General features: G+C 71.0%; 18 protein-coding genes. 10 read left to right on the forward strand and 8 right to left on the reverse strand.

Annotated elements, in window-relative coordinates:
* From Vlu01_RS22710 to Vlu01_RS22725, 4 genes are all read right to left on the reverse strand, one after another.
* Positions 1 to 384: RloB family protein (locus tag Vlu01_RS22710; RefSeq protein WP_204002990.1), on the reverse strand; the 384-nt coding region annotated here is incomplete at its 3' end.
* The gene (locus Vlu01_RS22715) at positions 365 to 1,678 is read right to left on the reverse strand and encodes an AAA family ATPase (RefSeq protein ID WP_204002994.1); all 1,314 of its coding nucleotides are present in this window, start codon (positions 1,676 to 1,678) and stop codon (positions 365 to 367) included. The genes Vlu01_RS22715 and Vlu01_RS22710, both read right to left, overlap by 20 nt.
* A 180-nt stretch (positions 1,679 to 1,858) precedes the next feature.
* Positions 1,859 to 2,113, reverse strand: a complete 255-nt coding sequence (locus Vlu01_RS22720) for a flavin reductase (RefSeq protein WP_204002997.1) — start codon at positions 2,111 to 2,113, stop codon at positions 1,859 to 1,861.
* Positions 2,110 to 2,526: a hypothetical protein gene (locus Vlu01_RS22725; RefSeq protein WP_204003000.1), complete on the reverse strand. Its 417-nt coding sequence runs from the start codon at positions 2,524 to 2,526 to the stop codon at positions 2,110 to 2,112. The genes Vlu01_RS22720 and Vlu01_RS22725 overlap by 4 nt, the downstream gene beginning before the upstream one ends.
* Before the next feature lie 208 nt (positions 2,527 to 2,734).
* Between Vlu01_RS22725 and Vlu01_RS22730 the strand changes: the two genes are divergently transcribed.
* The 3 genes from Vlu01_RS22730 to Vlu01_RS22740 all read left to right on the forward strand — a co-directional run bounded on the left by Vlu01_RS22730 (position 2,735) and on the right by Vlu01_RS22740 (position 5,160).
* The gene (locus Vlu01_RS22730; RefSeq protein ID WP_204003002.1) at positions 2,735 to 3,481 is read left to right on the forward strand and encodes a helix-turn-helix domain-containing protein; all 747 of its coding nucleotides are present in this window, start codon (positions 2,735 to 2,737) and stop codon (positions 3,479 to 3,481) included.
* Positions 3,469 to 3,663, forward strand: a complete 195-nt coding sequence (locus Vlu01_RS22735) for a DUF397 domain-containing protein (protein ID WP_204003004.1) — start codon at positions 3,469 to 3,471, stop codon at positions 3,661 to 3,663. Before Vlu01_RS22730 ends, Vlu01_RS22735 begins: the two co-directional genes overlap by 13 nt.
* A 237-nt stretch (positions 3,664 to 3,900) precedes the next feature.
* A complete protein-coding gene (locus Vlu01_RS22740) occupies positions 3,901 to 5,160 on the forward strand; it encodes a low temperature requirement protein A (RefSeq protein ID WP_204003006.1) in 1,260 nt (419 codons plus the stop codon).
* 21 nt (positions 5,161 to 5,181) lie between these two features.
* On the opposite strand, the gene Vlu01_RS22745 is transcribed toward Vlu01_RS22740, so the two are convergent.
* The gene (locus tag Vlu01_RS22745) at positions 5,182 to 5,685 is read right to left on the reverse strand and encodes a hypothetical protein (protein ID WP_204003008.1); all 504 of its coding nucleotides are present in this window, start codon (positions 5,683 to 5,685) and stop codon (positions 5,182 to 5,184) included.
* Between the two features lie 145 nt (positions 5,686 to 5,830).
* On the opposite strand from Vlu01_RS22745, the gene Vlu01_RS22750 reads away from it, so the two are divergent.
* A complete protein-coding gene (locus Vlu01_RS22750) occupies positions 5,831 to 6,646 on the forward strand; it encodes a TerC family protein (RefSeq protein ID WP_204003010.1) in 816 nt (271 codons plus the stop codon).
* Positions 6,647 to 6,866: 220 nt separating this feature from the next.
* On the forward strand, positions 6,867 to 7,868 hold the full coding sequence (locus Vlu01_RS22755; RefSeq protein ID WP_204003013.1) for a lipase family alpha/beta hydrolase: 1,002 nt from the start codon (positions 6,867 to 6,869) through the stop codon (positions 7,866 to 7,868).
* 456 nt (positions 7,869 to 8,324) lie between these two features.
* On the opposite strand, the gene tnpA is transcribed toward Vlu01_RS22755, so the two are convergent.
* Positions 8,325 to 8,741, reverse strand: coding sequence for an IS200/IS605 family transposase (gene tnpA / locus Vlu01_RS22760; protein WP_204003015.1), 417 nt, complete (start codon positions 8,739 to 8,741; stop codon positions 8,325 to 8,327).
* A gap of 22 nt (positions 8,742 to 8,763) precedes the next feature.
* Here tnpA and Vlu01_RS22765 point away from each other — a divergent pair, with 22 nt between their 5' ends.
* Both Vlu01_RS22765 and Vlu01_RS22770 read left to right on the forward strand, forming a co-directional pair.
* Positions 8,764 to 9,969: an RNA-guided endonuclease InsQ/TnpB family protein gene (locus Vlu01_RS22765; protein WP_204003017.1), complete on the forward strand. Its 1,206-nt coding sequence runs from the start codon at positions 8,764 to 8,766 to the stop codon at positions 9,967 to 9,969.
* Between the two features lie 79 nt (positions 9,970 to 10,048).
* Positions 10,049 to 14,137: a CHAT domain-containing protein gene (locus tag Vlu01_RS22770; protein WP_204003018.1), complete on the forward strand. Its 4,089-nt coding sequence runs from the start codon at positions 10,049 to 10,051 to the stop codon at positions 14,135 to 14,137.
* 31 nt (positions 14,138 to 14,168) lie between these two features.
* On the opposite strand, the gene Vlu01_RS22775 is transcribed toward Vlu01_RS22770, so the two are convergent.
* On the reverse strand, positions 14,169 to 14,630 hold the full coding sequence (locus Vlu01_RS22775; protein ID WP_204003020.1) for a hypothetical protein: 462 nt from the start codon (positions 14,628 to 14,630) through the stop codon (positions 14,169 to 14,171).
* Positions 14,627 to 14,977: a hypothetical protein gene (locus tag Vlu01_RS22780; protein ID WP_204003022.1), complete on the reverse strand. Its 351-nt coding sequence runs from the start codon at positions 14,975 to 14,977 to the stop codon at positions 14,627 to 14,629. The genes Vlu01_RS22775 and Vlu01_RS22780 overlap by 4 nt, the downstream gene beginning before the upstream one ends.
* A gap of 161 nt (positions 14,978 to 15,138) precedes the next feature.
* Between Vlu01_RS22780 and Vlu01_RS22785 the strand changes: the two genes are divergently transcribed.
* The 3 genes from Vlu01_RS22785 (at position 15,139) to Vlu01_RS22795 (ending at position 18,074) form a co-directional block, all read left to right on the forward strand.
* Complete coding sequence (locus Vlu01_RS22785; protein WP_204003024.1) at positions 15,139 to 15,504, forward strand: YciI family protein; 366 nt, start codon at positions 15,139 to 15,141, stop codon at positions 15,502 to 15,504.
* Between the two features lie 243 nt (positions 15,505 to 15,747).
* Positions 15,748 to 17,196 (forward strand): pyruvate kinase, encoded by a 1,449-nt coding sequence (gene pyk, locus Vlu01_RS22790; RefSeq protein WP_204003026.1) that lies wholly within the window; start codon positions 15,748 to 15,750, stop codon positions 17,194 to 17,196.
* A complete protein-coding gene (locus tag Vlu01_RS22795) occupies positions 17,193 to 18,074 on the forward strand; it encodes an acyl-CoA thioesterase (protein WP_204003029.1) in 882 nt (293 codons plus the stop codon). The genes pyk and Vlu01_RS22795 overlap by 4 nt, the downstream gene beginning before the upstream one ends.
* Positions 18,075 to 18,080: the final 6 nt, after the last annotated feature.

The raw sequence follows: 18,080 nt of genomic DNA on the forward strand, positions 1-18,080 counted from the left end.
CAGCAGCCAGACCTCGAAGCAAGGGTTGGACCAGGCCAGCCGTACCCCCGACCGCTGCGCCTCAGCCGAGGCTTCCCCGGGCGGGTAGTGGTCGACGTCGCACACGGCCCATGCCTCGTCGTAGTCGTTGTCCCGCTGCCGGCGGTACGCGTCGCGTACCAGATCGACGGGGGAGCCGCGCTCGACGGCGACCGCCACTTTGGCGCTGATCCACGGCTCCCGCTTCAGCGCGTCGAAGTAGGTCCGCTCGGTCGACTCACCGTTCGTGGTGATCAGCACGGTCCGCCGTTGTTCCCGGGTGGCCGGCCGCCTGCGCAGGTCGGTCTCCCGCCGGCCGGTGCCGACCGTACGGCCTTTCCGGTGTTCAGCGTGCCGGGGTGTCATCCGCGTCTCCACGGGTGGCGAGTGCCTGCTCGAACAGGTGGCTGGACAGGTCGGGCACCGCGCCGTAGTTGCCGTTGAGGTAGCGGCGCTGGCGGTTCTCACCCTCCTTGCGGGGTTTGAAATCGGTCAGCGGGTAGAGCGAGGAGGCGCCCTGGTCATCCTTTTCCACGAACCAGATCTCGTCGCGGCGCAAGATCTCCTCGGTGTCGATGGTGCCGAGCAGCGCGGCGTCGTGGCTGGTGAAGATGAGCTGGCTGCCGAGCGGGTTGGCTTTCGGGCTGCGGAAGAGGCTCATGAGTTTGGCGGTCAGGATCGGATGCAGGCTGGCGTCGATCTCGTCGATCAACATGGTGGCGCCGCTGCGGAGCATTGCGGCGGCGTGCAGCCCCAGGGTGAGCAACTGTCGGGTACCACTGGACTGGTCGTGAAGATCGAGGAGCGCGGTGCCGTTGGGGCCTTGGTGCGCGAACTGGATCCGGGGGAGGCGCATCGCGGCAACCGCTGCCTTCAGCCATTTCCTGAGCGCAGTCGACGCAGGTTCCTCCTCAGGGTCTGCGTCTGATCGAACCACGATGTCGACGATGCCCACGTCAGCGGCTCGCAAGAGGTCGACGACGAGTTGGCGTACCTGCTCGGCGTCCGAACTGCCGGCACGCATCAGGGCGGACAACCCGGAGGCAGGATCGGTACGCTGGCTCATCAGGTAGAACCATCGGTACGTGTCGTGCAGCGGCTGTGGGTTCGCGGGATCCGGCTCCGGGCGGCTGTGGCCGAAGCGGGCGACGGTGCTGAGGAAGAGCGCGGTCGGGGCGGTGATCTCGGCGATCTGTTCCAAGGGACGCCGGCCCGACTCCTCGCCCCAGGCGAACTCGCTTCCGTCCCGTTCGAAGATGCGCCGCCTACGTCCCAGCGGGTAGTGGTAGAGCCATTCGTCGAGCACCCGATCGTCATCGATCGTGAACCCGTAGGTGTGCCGTACGCCCCCGAGCATGAGGTCCACGACGTAGCGCGAGGGCTGCACGGCGATGTCGGGATCCAGCCGGAAGGGCTCCCGGGACAGCCCTACGCCGGGCTCGACCGCCCGGTCTGACTCCACGACCATCTGCCGCATGAACCCCAGGGCACCCAGACAGTTGGACTTGCCGGACGCGTTGGCCCCAAAGATGCCGATGACCTGGACCGCCTGCGGAGTCGGCTCGTCCGCCTCGGCGCCGTCGCCGTAGACGGGCATGAGATTGAGCTGATGCTCGTCGCAAAACGAACGATGGTTGGCGAAGCGGAAACTCAGCAGCATCGGCGGTGTGCCCCTACACAGTAGGCGTTTACAAGCCCATCCCTGCGAGTAAATCACGAGAAACGCGGTCAAGCCCTCCACCGCGCGAGCTGTGTTACCCGCGCCGGAACTGACTGAGCGTCCGCAGGACCGCCCCGGGCGCGGGTGGGGGGGATTACCGCGACCCGGGGCGGGTGGCTCTCAGCGGGAGCGGACGGGGACACAGTCGGTGAAGCGCCGGTGCAGGTCCGGCAGGTGGGTGCCGGGGTGCAGGCGGGCGAGCTGTTCGATCGCCTCCTCGCGCAGGGTCACCAGGTAGACCATGAGTCCCGGGATGTTGTCCCGGTACTCGGCGAGCAGGCGCAGTTTCGCCGGGGAACAGGGCCAGGCGATGCCGCAGGCCCGGCAGCGCCACGTCGGGCGGGACGGTACGTGCTCGCGGGCGGGTGTGCTCACCGGTCGGCCCGCTTCGCATTGTGGGGCACCGGGTTGCGCTGCGGGTTCGTCGTCGGCTTGGGGTGTGCGGTCTGCGGTGGTTGGGCGGAGCGCATTCCGGCGGGGCGCATTTCGGTGGGGCGCATTTCGGTGGGGCGTACGTAGAGTTCGCGGCGGTCGATGGCGTCGCCTCGGGCGTCGAGTTGGTAGACCTCGATCCAGGCCCAGCCGTCGTAGGTGAGCAGGTCGCTGCGTTCCCGGATCACCCGTACCGTGATCGGCTTGCCGAACTGCGGCGACGCCTCGCGGGTCAGCACATACACCCCGGGGGTGACCCGGGGCGTGCCGTCCTCGCGAGTGCTGTGCGTCGCGGCGTCGGGACGACCGCGCCAACGCGACGCCGGGACGGCATTCGCTGGCTTTGGTACGGGCACCGGGCATCCCTTCGTGTATGGGGCATGTGGGTGGGCCGCCCTGTGAGTGCTCGCCCGCCAGGGCGGCCCGCCGGCACGCCAAGCGAGTGCAGGGGGACCGCTACTCGGGCCTGCCGGCCGATAAATAGCTTGCCGAGGGTTGCGAACCAGTAACACCGCGTAGGAGTTTGGTGGTCAGACATTCTGGACGAACGTCGTTGGGAGAGGGATGAACCGGGCTGTTCAGATCGCGATGGCGGAGGCGGGCCAGACGGCCGACACTCTGGCGGCGCGGGTGGGGGTGGATCCGAAGACCGTCGCGCGGTGGGTGAGCCAGGATCGGGTGCCGCAGACCCGGCATCGTGCTCTGGTGGCGGAACTGCTGGGCAGAGAGATGGAAGATCTCTGGCCGGACGCGCATCGCCGGCGCGAACCCGCCTGGTTCCTGCCCTGGACCCAGCTTGAGCGGGAGGCTGCCGGACTGCGGTGCTACGAGTCCGTTGTGATCCCGGGACTGCTCCAGACCGAGGCGTACGCGCGTGCCGTCCTGACCTGTGGCCCGTTGGTCGCCGACGCGGAGAGCCACGTCGCCATCCGGCTGGAACGGCAGGTGGCGGTCTTCGAGCGAGCCCGGCCGCCACTGGCGGTCTTCGTGATCGACGAGGCGGCGCTGCGTCGAGGCGCACCGGAGATCATGGGACCGCAGCTCGACCACCTGATCGCGATGGCGCGGCGACCGAATCTCATGGTGCACGTGCTGCCGCTGGCCGCCGGGCTGCACCCGGGTCAGGCCGGGCCCTTCGTGATCGCCACGACCGGCGATGGCGAGGACGTCGGCTACCTCGATGACCAGGCGCAGGGCAGGGTCACGAACGAGGTTGCTCCACTCTGGGCGGTGTGGGATACCGTGAGATCGGTGGCGCTTCCGCGTGACCAGTCCATCGACTTCCTGAGAGCGCGAGCATGGCTGAGCTGACCGGCGCCCACTGGCGCAAGAGCACTCGCAGCAGCTCCAACGGCGGCAACTGTGTCGAGGTTGCCGACAAACTGCCCGGCGTCGTCGGCGTACGCGATTCGAAGAACCCGACCGGCCCGGCGCTGACCTTCACCCCCACCGCCTGGCGAACCTTCCTCACCCACCTCCCCACCCCCTCCTAACCACCGCCCCGCCCCTGCCTCCCGCCCCACCCCCTCCTAACCACCGCCCCGCCCCTGCCTCCCGCCCCACCCCTGCGCCGATCATGCAGTTGTGGTCGTTGACAAAACGGTGCATACCTCACATTTCAGGTGCCACAACTGCATGATCGGCGGGAGCGGGGGTCGGCGGGAGCGGGAGCGCGGGGCATCTTGGCGATGTTGCCGCCGAGGTGGCCGGGGATGGGCTGCGATGGTGGGGTGACGAGATCATCGGGGCGCTGGGGCCGGGGACACGCGGTCCGGTTCCTTCGCAGTCCGACGAGCGGCCAGCAGTCCACGTACGTGGAGCTGTTCTTCGATCTGGTGATGGTGTTCGCCATCAACCGGCTGGTGGCCACCGCAGCGCTGGGTCTGGCGGGGCCCGGGGCCGACACGGCGGCTGAACGGTGGGCCGTGTTCGGCCAGACACTGCTGCTGTTCACGCCGCTGCTCTGGTCGTGGACGACGACCGCGTACATGACCGCCCGCTTCGACCCACGTAGCTCCGGTGCCCAGTGGGCGATCCTGGTCACCGCGTTCGCCGTGCTGGTGATGGGCACGAGCGTGCCGCACGCGTTCGACGGCGGAGGCGCGCTGCCGTTCGCCCTGGCGTACGCGCTCAGTCAGGTCGGTCGAGCGTCGTTCCTCACCTACGCGCTCGGTAGTCACCCACTGGCCCGGGCGTACCTCCGCGTCACGGTGTGGTTCGCCGCCGGCGGACTGCTCTGGGTCATCGGTGCGTTCCACCCGGGCCGGACGCAGGTGCTGTTCTGGATCTTGGCGGCGACCGTCTCGCTCGGCTCGGCGAGGTTGGGCTGGCCGCTGCCGCGCCTGGGCCGGCAACGGATATCGGCGTGGGCGGTCTCCCCGCATCATCTCGCTGACCGGTACACGCAACTGGTGCTGATCGCTCTCGGCGAGACGATCCTCGCGGTCGGCATCACCTACGCCAGCGGTCCGGGCCGCACCAACGGGTACGCGAGCCTCGGGCTGGTCGTGGCGTTCGTGACCGCCGTGCTGATGTGGCGCATCTACTTCCAGCGCGCGGGTCAGGTGTTCGGTGAGGCGGTCGCCGGGGCCCGGGACCCGGCGGCGCTGGGACGGTTCACAGCGACCGCCCACGCGTTGATGATCTTCGGAATCCTGATGACGGCGATCGGGCACGAGATCATCCAGGGCCACCCGGTCGGGCGGGTCCTCCCGGGGTGGCTGGCCATGATCCTCGGAGGACCGGCCTGCTACCTGGTCGGTCGGGCGGCGCTGGAGTGGGCGGTCTTCTCCCGGTTCTCGGTCCGCCGTTCGATCGGGATCGCCGCCCTGCTCGCCAGCGGCGTGCCCCTGTTGGCCGCACCGCCGGTGGTCGCCGGGATCACCGCCGCCGGCATCCTGGCCGTGATCGCGTACGCCGACACCCGGCGGGCAGCCGGCCGCCCGATCGAGCAGCCGAAACCGGCCCAGACGTTGCTGCCGCCGGCCTGAGGCCCGCCGAAGCGGGCCGTTCTACTCCGTCGACGGCGGCTGCGGTTCGCGCTGTCCCTCGTGGGCGGCGTCCAGCAGGTGGCACCGCACGATCGCCCGACAGGAGGTGGCCAGGAGCAACCCGATACCGGCGGCCATGATCGGGATTCCGGCTTCGAACGGCAGCTCGGTCACGTAGTCCAGGGCGCTCCTTTCGCCGAGCGTGCCGAAGCTGGCCGCCACCACCGCCATCGCGTTGACCAGGGTGCCGATGGCGGCGACCACACCGGTCATCGCCGCCGCCAGGACGGTCCGTGCCCACAGCGCGGCCCCGGCGGCCAGCGCCAGCCACGCGAAGGTGATCAAGGTCCAGCCGCCCCCGTTGCTCATCGACGCGTACTCCCAGCCGGAGAAGGACCACAGGGCGGACCTCCTCGGCCGGAACCAGGGCATCAGGTACCCGACGAGAGCGATCAGCGTCGCCACGAGCATGCCAACGTCGACCGCGAACACGGAGAGCTTCGACTCTTGCTTGGCCGTGGACATGGGGTCCTCCAGGGGTGCGTCGAGAGCCGCATCCTATGCGGCCGGCGCTGCGCCCGTGCTGAGCGGCGGGACGTGCGCGCCCGTGCGACGATTCTCGACGGTCCGGGCACCGACCCGGCGGCTGGCCGTGAAAGTCGAGGATGAAATGGAGCTCTTGACCAGTCCCGAGGTGTGGATCGCGTTCGCGACCCTGCTCCTGCTGGAGATCGTGCTGGGCATCGACAACGTCGTGTTCATCTCGATCCTGTCCGGTCGGCTGCCCGAGCATCAGCAGGCCCGGGCGCGGACGATCGGCATCTCACTCGCCCTGATCACCCGTCTGCTGCTGCTGGCGTCGCTGTCCTGGATCATCGGTCTGACCGCGCCGCTGTTCACGATGTTCGGGCAGGAGATTTCCGGGCGCGATCTGATTCTGTTGCTCGGCGGGATATTCCTGGTGGCCAAGGCCACCTACGAGATCGACGAGCATCTGGAAGGCCCCGACCACTCCCGCAAGAGCGCCAAGACGGTCTCGTTCGGCGCGGTCATCGCGCAGATCCTGGTGCTGGACGTGGTCTTCTCACTCGACTCGGTGATCACCGCGGTCGGCATGGTGGACGAACTCGCCATCATGATCGCCGCCGTGGTCATCGCGATGATCATCATGCTGGTCTCGGCCGGTGCGGTGAGCAGGTTCGTCAACCAGCACCCGACGGTCAAGATGCTGGCCCTGTCGTTCCTGCTGCTCATCGGTGCGAGCCTGATCGCGGAGAGCTTCGACCAGCACATTCCGAAGGGCTACGTCTACGGCCCGATCGCCTTCTCCATCTTCGTGGAGTTCCTCAACCTGCGGGTCCGGGCGCGCCAGCAGCAAAAGCGGGAGCAGGAGCCGCTGCCGGTGCAGTTGCGCCCGACGTACGTCAAGGACGCATCCCCCCGCCCCGACCCGCAGTCGGAGCCGGAGGTGACGCCGGCCGGCTGAACCACCCAGGCCCCCGACGCCGCACGCACCGCCCGGTGCGTGCGGCGTCCGTCGTTTGTGGAGCATCGTGCGGCCTGGGTACGCGTCGGAACGCCTGCTACCCGCGCGTAACTTTTCATTGACGTTTCTGGATCGTGACCCGCATCATCAATGCACGGTCGATCGGACACCCCACCGCCTCCACCCGGCAACCCCGGAATCCCCCTTGGGAGGTGCAGCGATGCTGCTCCGAAAGGCTGTCCCCGTCCTGGCACTCACCCTCGCCACCGTCCTCACCGCCACCCCCGCCCCTGCGGCGCCCGCTGCCCCTGCGGCGCCCGCTGCCCCTGCGGCGCCCGCTGTCCTCGCGGCCACCGCCGACTCCGCTGCCCCTGCGGCGCCCGCTGCCCTCGCGGACTCCGCTGCCCTCGCGGACTCTGTTGCCCTCGTGGCTCCTGCGGATTCCGCCGTTCCCTCCGCTTCCGTGGCCCGCTCCGATGCGGCAGCGTCCACCTCCGTCACCGCGCCCGTCGACACCGCCACCACCGGTGCGGCGGCAGACGACGACCTGCGAGCGCTGGCCAGTGCCAATCCGGTCATCGTGGTCGGTGGGCTCAGCGCCCCCGCCGCCGTCTACGCGCCGCTCGCCGCCCGACTGCGCGCCGACGGCTACCGGGTCTGGGTCTACCAACTGCCCAACCTCGGGCTCGGCGACATCACCGCCTCCGCCGCCGGGCTACGTACATACGTCGGGCAGGTACGCTCCGCCGCCGGGGCCGCCAAGGTCGACCTGGTCGCACACTCCGAAGGTGGCCTGGTCAGCCGCTACTACATCAAGAACCTCGGTGGCGGCGACTCGGTCGGTCGCTACGTCAGCCTGGGCACCCCGCAGTACGGCACGTACGTGGCGAACATCGTGAAGTTCCTCGGTCTGGGAAGCTGCGCCGGTGTGGTTGCCTGCCAGCAGATGAGCATCGGATCGTCGTTCCTCACCGCCCTCAACGAGGGCGACGACACCCCCGGCGCGGTGCGCTGGACCACCGTGCGTACCTGGCAGGACGAACTGGTCCGACCGGTTGACAATGCGATGCTCGCCGACGGGGCGACCAACGTCCTGATCCAGTCCGGGTGCCCGCTGCGCGTGGTCGGCCACCTCGGACTGGTCCTCGACGGCACCACCTACACCGTCGTCCGACAGGCATTGCGCGACGCCACGATCCGCCCCAACTGCCTCGCCCTGTAACACCCCACGCCCGCCGCCCGCCGCCCGCCGCCCGCCGCCCGCCGTCCGTTGGGCCCGCCGGCCGCCGGGCCCGAAGGCAGCAGTTTCCCTGATGTTGTGGGGTCCGGTCGGGTTGCAGGCAGCAGTTTCCCTGATGTTGTGGGGTCCGGTCGGGTCGCAGGCAGCAACTTCCCCGTTGTTGCTGCCTGCTGCCTGCTGCCTGCTGCCTGCTGCCTGCTGCCTGCTGCTGCGACCCGGCTGTCTGCTGGCCTGTCCGACGGCGCCGGGTCGAGGTCGGCGCCGGAGTCGAGGTCGGAGTCGAGGTCGGAATCGAGGTCGGGGTCGGGGTCGGCGGAGCGGCCGGTGCGTACCGATGGTCGGGTTTGTGGCAGCGCCTCCGCGCTGCCCCTGCTACCGAATACACGGCAGTGCTCCGTCGTTCACGGCGGAGGTGAAGTCGTGTTCCTGATCCCGCCGTCAGGCGGGCCGCTGTTGACTTTCGATGTACTGGCGCACCATGGACAGTGGTGCGCCGCCGACGGAGCCGGCGAAGTACGACGCGGACCACAGCCGGTTGGCTCGCCAGTAGTGCCGCCGCAGGTCGGGGAACTCCTGACGCAGCCGTCGGGACGAGACGCCTTTGAGGCTGTTGACCAGCTTGGCCACGGCGACTTTGGGTGGGTGGTTGACGAGCAGGTGGACGTGGTCGGTTTCGCCGTTGAACTCGACCAGTTCGGTGTCGAAGTCGGCGCATACGGCTCGCATGATCTGTTCCATGCGGGTGAGGTGCCCGTCGGTGAACACGCCGTGTCGGTACTTCGTCACGAAGACCAAATGGGCGTGCAGGGCGAAAACGCAGTGCCTACCAGTGCGAACGTCTCGATTATCTACCATAGGCCAATGCTAGACTGGGTACGTGCAGCTTCGTTACAACTACCGCCTGTACCCGACGCCGGGTCAGCAGCAAGCGCTGGCTCGGGCGTTCGGGTGCGCGCGGGTGGTGTTCAACGACGGGCTGCGCGCACGCCAGGAAGCCCACCAGCAGGGACGCCCGTACATCACGGACGGGGAACTGTCCCGCACGCTGATCACCGACGCGAAGCGCACACCCGAACGGGCATGGCTGGGCGAGGTGTCGGCGGTGGTGCTGCAACAGGCCCTCGCGGATCTGAACACCGCCTACCGGAACTTCTTCCACTCGGTCACCGGCAGACGGAAGGGCCGCAAGCTGGCTCTGCCTCGGTTCCGGTCCCGCAAGGACAACCGGCAGGCGATCCGGTTCACGGCCAACGCCCGGTTCAAGGTGCTCGACAACGGACGGCTGCGGCTGCCGAAGGTCGGGGACGTGGAGGTGCGCTGGTCACGCGCCCTGCCATCAGCACCCACCTCGGTCACGGTGATCCGGGACGCGGCGGGCCGGTACTTCGCGTCGTTCGTGGTGCAGACCACCGACGAGCCGCTGCCGGAGACGGACGCCGAGGTGGGTATCGACCTGGGGCTGTCGCACTTCGCGGTCCTGTCCGATGGCACGAAGGTTGCCGCGCCGAAGTTCCTACGCCGGGCGGCCCGGAAGCTGCGCCGGTTGCAGCAGGATCTCTCCCGCAAACAGAAAGGCTCGGCCAACCGCAAGAAGGCTGTCGTGAAGGTCGCCCGCGCTCACGCGAGGGTGGCCGACACCCGGCGGGACTGGCAGCACAAGCTATCCACGGCAATCATCCGCGACAGCCAAGCGGTGTACGTCGAGGATCTGTGCGTGACCGGGCTCGGCCGGACGCGGCTGGCCAAGTCGGTGCACGATGCCGGCTGGTCGCAGTTCGTGACCATGTTGGAGTACAAGGCTGCCCGGTACGGGCGGACCTTCGGGAAGGTCGACCGCTGGTTTCCGTCGACCCGCATGTGCTCCGACTGTGGCGTGATCGGCGACACGATGCCGCTGAATGTTCGGTCGTGGACCTGCCCGTGCGGGTCGACTCACGACCGGGACATCAACGCCGCCCGCAACATCAGGGCCGCCGGACGGGCGGACCTCAACGACCGTGGAGCGCAGGTAAGACCAGCATCCATGCCGGCACCGCGCAGCGAAGCGGTAACCCACCGGGAGCTAGCCCCCACGGGGGTGTAGCAGACCGGAATCCCCTTCCTTCAGGGAGGGAAGGACGTCAATAATCATCGGAATCGATGCGGGGGCGGGGGTGGCCGGCGTGGGGCAACGGTTCAGGTCCGATCCGGTGCGGCGGTTGCGCGAACGGCTGGACCGCTTCGGCAACACGATGAATCCGCGATGGGTGCTGGAACCCGACGCGCTCCAGGACGCCAAGGCGGTCCTCACTCTGATCGACGGGACCGGGCGGGGGCGGCCGCTCGCCGAACACGAGGCCGAGCGCATCTTCCTGCTGGCCTGCCTGCACTGGTACCGGTACCAGGTACTGCCCGTGGGCGAGAAGCAGAACGACCTGGTCCAGGCCGTCGGGCTGACCGAGCTGATGCTGCACCTGGCGCCGGAGCTGGTGCCGCCGTCGCTGCTGGCCATGCTCCACGCACACGCTCCCGGCGCGACCCGCGCCACGACGCCCGGCGCGACCCGCGCCACGACGCCCGGCGCGACCCGCGCCACGACGCCCGGCGGCCCGGCCCGGGGCGCGCCGTCTTGCCCGGCCGGCGCCACGACGCCCGGCGCGGGACGGATTCCCGCCGCGCGTTCGGCGGCTGGTGCCGCCGGGCCGGTCGGCTCCGGTGGGGACGCCCCGACCACGCTCTTTCTCCAGGCGGCCACCCTGATGGGGGGTGCCGAACGCTCCGGCGACTACCGGGTCGCCGACCAGGCCCAGGCATTGCTGGAGCGGGCGTTGGCCGGCACCCCGACCGGCACCCGGGAACATCTGCACTTCCTCTCCGCGCTCGGCCGGGTGTACCGGGAGCAGTACCTGCACCTGGGCCGCAAGCGGTCGCTGTCGGCGGCGATCGACGCGCACCGGGAGAGCCTGGATTCGACCCCGGCCGGCGACCCGGAGCTGCCGACCCGGCTGTTCAACCTCGGCAACGTGCTCGGCGACCGGTTCGCCGAGACCGACGACGCGGCGGCGCTGGACGAGTCGATCCACCTGCTCGGCGTCGCGGCCCGCACCGCGCCCGCCGAGTCACCGGTACGGATGATGGCTCACCTCAACCTGGGCCAGCGGCTGCGGGACCGCTGGCAGCGGCGTAGTGACCGGGCCGACCTCGACCGGGCCGTCGACGCGGTGGCGACGGCGGTCTCCGCCGGTGCGCCCCCGGAGGCGATCAGCGTGTACGCGTCGCTGGCCGGTGAGCGGTTCCTGGTCGACGGTGCCGACGCAGACCTGGACACGGCGATCGACGCCAACCGAGCCGCGCTGGCAGCCGGGCTCGGCGGAGACCTGGCCGGCCTGACCCGGGTCACCCTGGCGGGACTGATCGGGACGCGCTACGACCGGCACGGCGAGCCGGCCGACCTGGACGCGGCGATCGAGGCGTACCGGGCGGCAGCCGCCGGACACCGGGGTGGCGGTTCCGAACCGGCCGGACTGGAGCAGGCCACCGGCAAACTGCTGGAGTCCCGCTACGCCCTGCACCGACGGGGCGAGGACCTCGACGAGGCGGTGCGGCTGCTGCGGGCGGCGGCGGCCGAGGCAACCGACCCGACCGACCGCGCCGAGTGCCTCGGCGACCTCGGTTATCTGCTCGGCCGCTGGTACGCCGACCTGGCCGGGCTGCCGAGCCTGCGCGAGGCCCGGGACGTGCTGGCCGAGGCGGAACGGCTGCTGCCGGCGGGGGAGCCGGGCCGGGCCGACCTGCTGAACAACCTGGGCAACGTGCTGCGCGAGCTGGCCGACACAGCGGGCGAACCCGAACTGCTGGAGCCGGCCGTGGCGATGTGCCGCGCTGCGGTCGCCGCCACGCAGGATCCGGCGGAGCTGCCCCGCAACCTGTCCAACCTGGGATTGGCGCTGCAGGCGCTCTTCGGTCACACCCAGGACCTGGCCACCCTCACCGAGGCGATCACCGTGCTGCGTCAGGCGATGGACGCGGCCCCACCCGGGCACCTGGACCGCCTGCCCGTACTGACCAACCTGGGATCGGCGCTGAACCGGCGGACCGAGCTGGCGGCCAACGACGCGCTGCCGGCCACCGGGGACGCGCCGGAGGTGCCCCGCGCCGCCGCGCTGTCGGACGTCGAAGAGGCGATCACGCTGCTGCGGGAGGCGGCGGAGCTGACCCGGGGGGAGTCCGAGCCGGGCGAGCGGGCGCGGGTCGTCGGCACCCTCGTCCTCAGCCACCTGCTCCGGTACCGGCTCTCCGAGGACACCGCCGCGCTGGACGAGGCGGTCACCCTGCTACGGGAGGTCACGCAGGCGCCGATCGCCGTCCCCTCGGACCGGCACCGGCTGCTGACCAACCTCGGCAACGCCTTGCTGCTGCGGTTCCGAGCCACCCGTCACCGCCGGGACGCCGAGGAGATGCTGGCGGCGTACCGCTCGGCGGTCACGGCGTTGCCCGCCGGGCACGCGGAGCGGACGATGTGCCTGAGCAACCTGGCCACCGCCGTCGAGGAGATCGCGCACGCCGCCGCCGAGGACGCGGCGCTGCCCGGCGTCGACCTGGCCGAGGCGATCGCCGCGCTACGCGAGGCCGCCGCGATCGAGGCCGCCCCGTCGCTGCTGCGGGCCAGCGCCGCCCGACGGCACGCCGCCCTCGCCGCCGAGTCCGGCGACCTGGCGACGGCCCTGTCGGGCTACACCACCGCGATCGAGCTGATCGACCTGGTCGCCTGGCACGGCATGGACCCCGACGACCAGGTACGCCTGCTCGGACAGTTTCCCGGCCTGGCCGGAGACGCGGCGGCGGTGGCGATCGCGCTCGACCGTCCGGACCACGCGGTGGAGCTGCTGGAGTACGGCCGAGGAGTGCTGCTGACCCGCGCCCACGACGCCGGGGCCGACCTGGCGGCGTTGCGTGCCCAGGCACCCCGGCTGGCCGAGCGGCTGGCCACCCTCCAGAACGCCCTCGACCGCATCGGTCCGGCGTCCGGGACGGCCGGGGCGGCAGCCCCGCTGCTCCCGACGCCGGTCGAAGGGCCGGAGCGCCGGCACGAACTGGCGCTCCAACGGCGCAAGGTGCTGGCGAAGATCCGGCGACTACCCGACTTCGGTGATTTCCTGCGCCCGCCGTCCTTCGCCGACCTGGCCGACGCTGCCGCCGACGGTCCGGTCGTGCTGGTCAACGTCGCCGCCCGGCGCTGCGACGCCCTGGTGGTCACCGAGGGACGGGTACGGGTGGTGCCGCTGCCCGGACTGACCCTCGCCGAACTGACACCGCGGGTCCTGTCCTTCCTGGTCGGGCTCGCCGAGGTCACCGCGCCGGCCGTCGCACCCGGTCCCGAGGCGCAACGCCGCCGGGAGGCCTTCCGGCGGCGGATCCCAGAGACGCTGGACTGGCTGTGGCGGGTGGTGGCCGCCCCGGTGCTGGACACGCTCGGCCTGGCCGCCGCGCCACCGGACCCCGGGGCGGATCCGCCCCGGCTGTGGTGGTGCCCGACCGGGCTGCTCGCCCTGCTGCCGCTGCACGCCGCCGCCGCGTCCGGCGGTGGTGACGCCACGCTCGACCGGGTGGTGTCGTCGTACACGGCGTCGCTGCGGGCGCTGCGGCGGGCCCGGCACGCGGTACCGGAGCCCCCGACGCCGGTGACCTCGGCCCTGGTCGTCGGGATGCCGCAGACGCCGGGCCTGACCGATTTGCCCGGTGCCGCCCGGGAGGAGGCGATCGTGCGGCGGTACGTGACCGAGGTGACCTCGCTGACCGGGCCGGCGGCCACCCCGGCGGCGGTGCTCGGCGCGCTACCCGGGGCGGCGCTGGCCCACCTGTGCTGTCACGGCACCCAGGATCTCGCCGCACCGGCCCGGGGTCGGCTCGCGCTGGCGGGTGGCCCACTGCGGGTGCGGGACATGTGGCGTCCGGCCGATACCACGGCCGCGCTCGCGGTGCTGTCCGCCTGCGACACGGTACGCGGCGGCGCCGCCCTGCCGGACGAGGCGCTGACCCTGGGCACCGCGTTCCAGCTCGCCGGGTTCCGGCACGTCGTCGGCGCGCTCTGGGCCATCTCCGACGCGCTGACCGCGCAGCTGTGCGAGGAGTTCTACGCCCGGCTGGCGGTGCCCGGTGGCCTCGACCCGCAGGGGGCCGCGTACGCCCTGCACCATGCCGTCCGGCAGCTGCGCGCCGCCCTGCCGGACCTGCCGGAACTCTGGGCCGGCTACGCCCACCTCGGGCCGTGACCGCCCTGAGCAGCCAGCCGACGACGGCGGATCAGGGCTGGCCGGGCGCGTACCAGGTGAGGCCCACGGCGGCGACCAGCAGGGCGGTGCAGAGCAGCACCAGCAGCACCCCCAGACGCAGGGCCCGTGCCGCGGCGATCGCCTCCCGATGCTCACCGAGCGGGGCGGGCGGCAGCGCGGCGACCGGCGTCACCGACAGCGGTCCGTGCGCGGCGCGCAGCAACGCCAGGGCCCCGGCCACCCCGGTCACGATCGCGGCCAGCAGCAGCACACCGACCAACGCGCCCCAGCCCGGGGCGAGGGTGCTGACATCGGAGCGACCCCGGATCAGGCTGAAGCCGACCAACGCCACCAGCAGGCCGCCCAGACCGTTGCGCCAGGCCAGCGCGGCCGTCCGCACCCGGACCAGTTCGCCGCGCAGCAACGTGGCCAGCTCCTGCGCCCGGCGCAGGTCGGTGAGGGTGGCCGGAGGGCCGGGCCGCAGCCGGATCACGACTCGACCTCCAGCGTCACCGTCCAGTACGCGCCGCAGCCGGTCAGCCCGTCCGGGCGGGACGGGTGGTCACCGGCGCAACCGCACAGGAGAGTCCGGTAGCCGGGGTCGATCGACGGCGCCGGCGCCTCCCGCCGATACACCTCGCCGACGATCGGGCAGGTGATCGGATGCCGGCAGCGTGGGCAGTCGCCGCTGAGCAGCACCGCCGGACCGAACTGGCGCACCGAGAACGTCTCGGCGACCTCGGTGGCGTACCCCTCGTCGGTGACCTCGGCGTACGGCAGCGGCTCCGCTGCCGGCTCACCACCCTGCACCGGTGCACCCCCGCCGTCGGCCGTACGCATCGACCACACGGTAGCGGCCGTCCGCCCATCGGTCATCCGGCGCGCGGACAGCACCCGGCGACGGGATCGGCGGAGCGCCCGTGCGACCGAACCGTCCGTGGAAGGCTGGACGTACCGTCGCGTGCATCGCCGTGGCGTCGGCGGGCGGCGGAAGGGTGGTCATGTCGAAAGAGCCGCAGGTCGACTTCGCGCTCGACACCTACGAGTGCATCGTGCTGTACCCGGGGGCCGCCGGGCGGGCGCTGCCAGCCGAGACCGTCCAGCGGTTGCAGGCCGAGCACGCCGCACACATGCAGGCGATGCAGCGCCGGGGGATCATCCTGGTGGCCGGCGCGGTGGACGGCAAGGCTCGACAACCGGACCCACCGCTCGGGTTCGGTCTGGCCCGCACCGGGTCGGTCGACGATGTCCGCAGCGTGATGGAAGCCGATCCGGCGGTGCAGGCGGGCCTCTACCGGGTGGACGTGATGACCTTCCTCTGCCCGGCCGGCTCGCTTGAGTTTCCGCTGGTGAAGACGGACAGTTGAGCGAATCTGACGCACTCGCGCCATGTCATCGGATGCTTACCGACAGTTGTGCACCCGGAGCGCCCCAATGAGCGCTGGCGTCAGGGGCGTACCATTCCGGCTCGCGGTCGCCGTTGCCCGCCATCGACGTCCGGAGCGGCTCATGCTCGCCGGCTGCGCGTGTGAGCCGCGCGCCGTTGGACAGCTGTTCCACATTGCGCAAGGGGTCGGCCGGTGGTCCGACCCGGAGGAGAGACTAGCCTGATGGGCGTGACACGCCGCGCGAAGATCGTCTGTACTCTTGGTCCCGCCACCTCGTCGCCCGAGCGCATTCGCGGGCTCGTCGAAGCCGGCATGAACGTGGCGAGACTCAACTTCAGCCACGGCAGCCACGCCGACCACGAGACGGTCTACCGGCTCGTCCGGGAGGCGGCCGAGGCGGCGGGCAAGCCGGTGGCGATCCTGGCCGACCTCCAGGGGCCCAAGATCCGGTTGGGTCGGTTCGCTGACGGGCCACACGAGTGGCGTACCGGCGACTCCGTGGTGATCACCGGCGACGAGGTGATGGGCACCAAGGACCGGGTGTCCTGCACGTACCGGAAGCTTCCCCAGGAGGTCAAGCCCGGTGACCGGCTGCTGATCGACGACGGCCGGGTCGCCGTGGAGGTCACCGACGTGACCGGCAACGACATCCGGGTGCTGGTCACCGAGGGTGGGCCGGTCAGCAACAACAAGGGTGTCTCGCTGCCCAACGTGGCGGTCAGTGTGCCCGCCCTGTCCGAGAAGGACGCCGCCGACCTGCGCTTCGCGCTCGGCCTCGGTGTCGACCTGGTGGCGCTGTCGTTCGTCCGCTCCGCCGACGACATCAAACTCTGCCACGCGATCATGAGCGAGGTCGGCGTGCACCGTCCGGTGCTGGCCAAGGTCGAGAAGCCGGAGGCGGTCGACCATCTCGAAGCGATCGTGCTGGCCTTCGACGGCGTGATGGTGGCCCGCGGCGACCTCGGCGTGGAACTGCCGCTCGACGAGGTGCCGCTGGTGCAGAAGCGCGCGGTGCAGCTGTGCCGGGAGAACGCCAAGCCGGTCATCGTGGCCACCCAGATGCTCGACTCGATGATCGAGAATTCGCGGCCGACCCGTGCCGAGGCCTCCGACGTCGCCAACGCGGTGCTCGACGGTGCCGACGCCGTGATGCTCTCCGGTGAGACCAGCGTCGGCAAGTATCCGGTGCTCACCGTCAGCACCATGTCCAAGATCGTCACCACCACCGAGGCCGGATCGATCCGGGTGCCCCGCCTCCAGCACGACCCGCGTACGCACGGCGGTGCGCTCACCGTGGCCGCCTCCTCGATCGCCCGGGCCATCGGCGCCAAGGCGCTGGTCGCGTTCTCACAGACCGGTGACACCGTGCGGCGGCTCAGCCGGCTGCACTGCGACCTGCCGCTGCTGGCCTTCACCCCGGTGCCCGAGGTGCGCGCGCAGCTCGCCCTCTCCTGGGGGGTGGAAACCTTCCTGATGCCGTTCGTGCAGCACACCGACGACATGTTCCGCCAGGTCGACCAGGCGCTGCTCGGACTGAACCGGGGCAACCCCGGCGACTACGTGGTGATCGTGGCGGGCAGCCCGCCCGGCACCCCCGGCTCCACCAACACCCTGCGGGTTCACCAGCTCGGATCGCTTGTCGACGCCGCGTCGGCGAGGGCGTTGCAGTGACCGACGGCTCACTCGTCGGTCAGGCCGCCGTCGACCAGTTGCTGGAGGTGCTGGACCTCGCGCCGACCGGCAGCATGTCGTTCCGGGGGATGAGCCCGCCGGTCGGTCCGCAACGGGTCTACGGCGGCCAGGTCGCCGGCCAGGCACTGGTCGCCGCCGGCCGCACCGTCGACCCGGAGCGGGTGGTCCACTCCCTGCACGGCTACTTCGTGCGCGCCGGCGACCCGAGTGAGCCGATCGAATACGAGGTGGAGAACATCCGCGACGGCCGCTCGTTCTCGGTGCGCCGCTCGGTGGCCCTCCAGCACGGCAAGACCATCTTTTTCATGTCCGCCTCGTTCCAGCGACAGGAGGAGGGACTGGACCACCACGCCCCCCTCCCGCCGGACGTGCCGGAGCCGCAGGCGGTCCCGACCATGGCCGACCGGCTCTCCCGGTACCCGGAGCGGCTGGGCATCTGGGGGCAGATTCCCCGACCGATCGACGTCCGTTACGTCGGCGAGCCCGGGTGGGTACGCCCGGGTGACCGGCCGGCAGACCCGCACCAGCGGGTGTGGATGCGCATCGACGGCAAGCTGCCCGACGACCCGCTGCTGCACGCCTGCGCCCTGGCGTACGCCTCCGACCTGACCCTGCTCGACTCGGTGCTTTCGGTGCACGGCGAGGTGTGGGGGCCGGGCGGGGTGGTGGGCGCGAGCCTGGACCACGCCCTGTGGTTCCACCGGCCGTTCCGGGCCGACGAGTGGTTCCTCTACGACTGCTGGAGCCCGTCGGCCTCCGGTGCGCGTGGGCTGGCCACCGGCCGCATGTTCACCGTCGACGGCAGGTACATCGCCAGCGTGGTGCAGGAGGGGCTGCTGCGCCGGGTCGGCGCCTAAGAGCGA

Source organism: Micromonospora lutea (assembly GCF_016863535.1).
Taxonomy (GTDB): Bacteria; Actinomycetota; Actinomycetes; order Mycobacteriales; family Micromonosporaceae; genus Micromonospora; species Micromonospora lutea.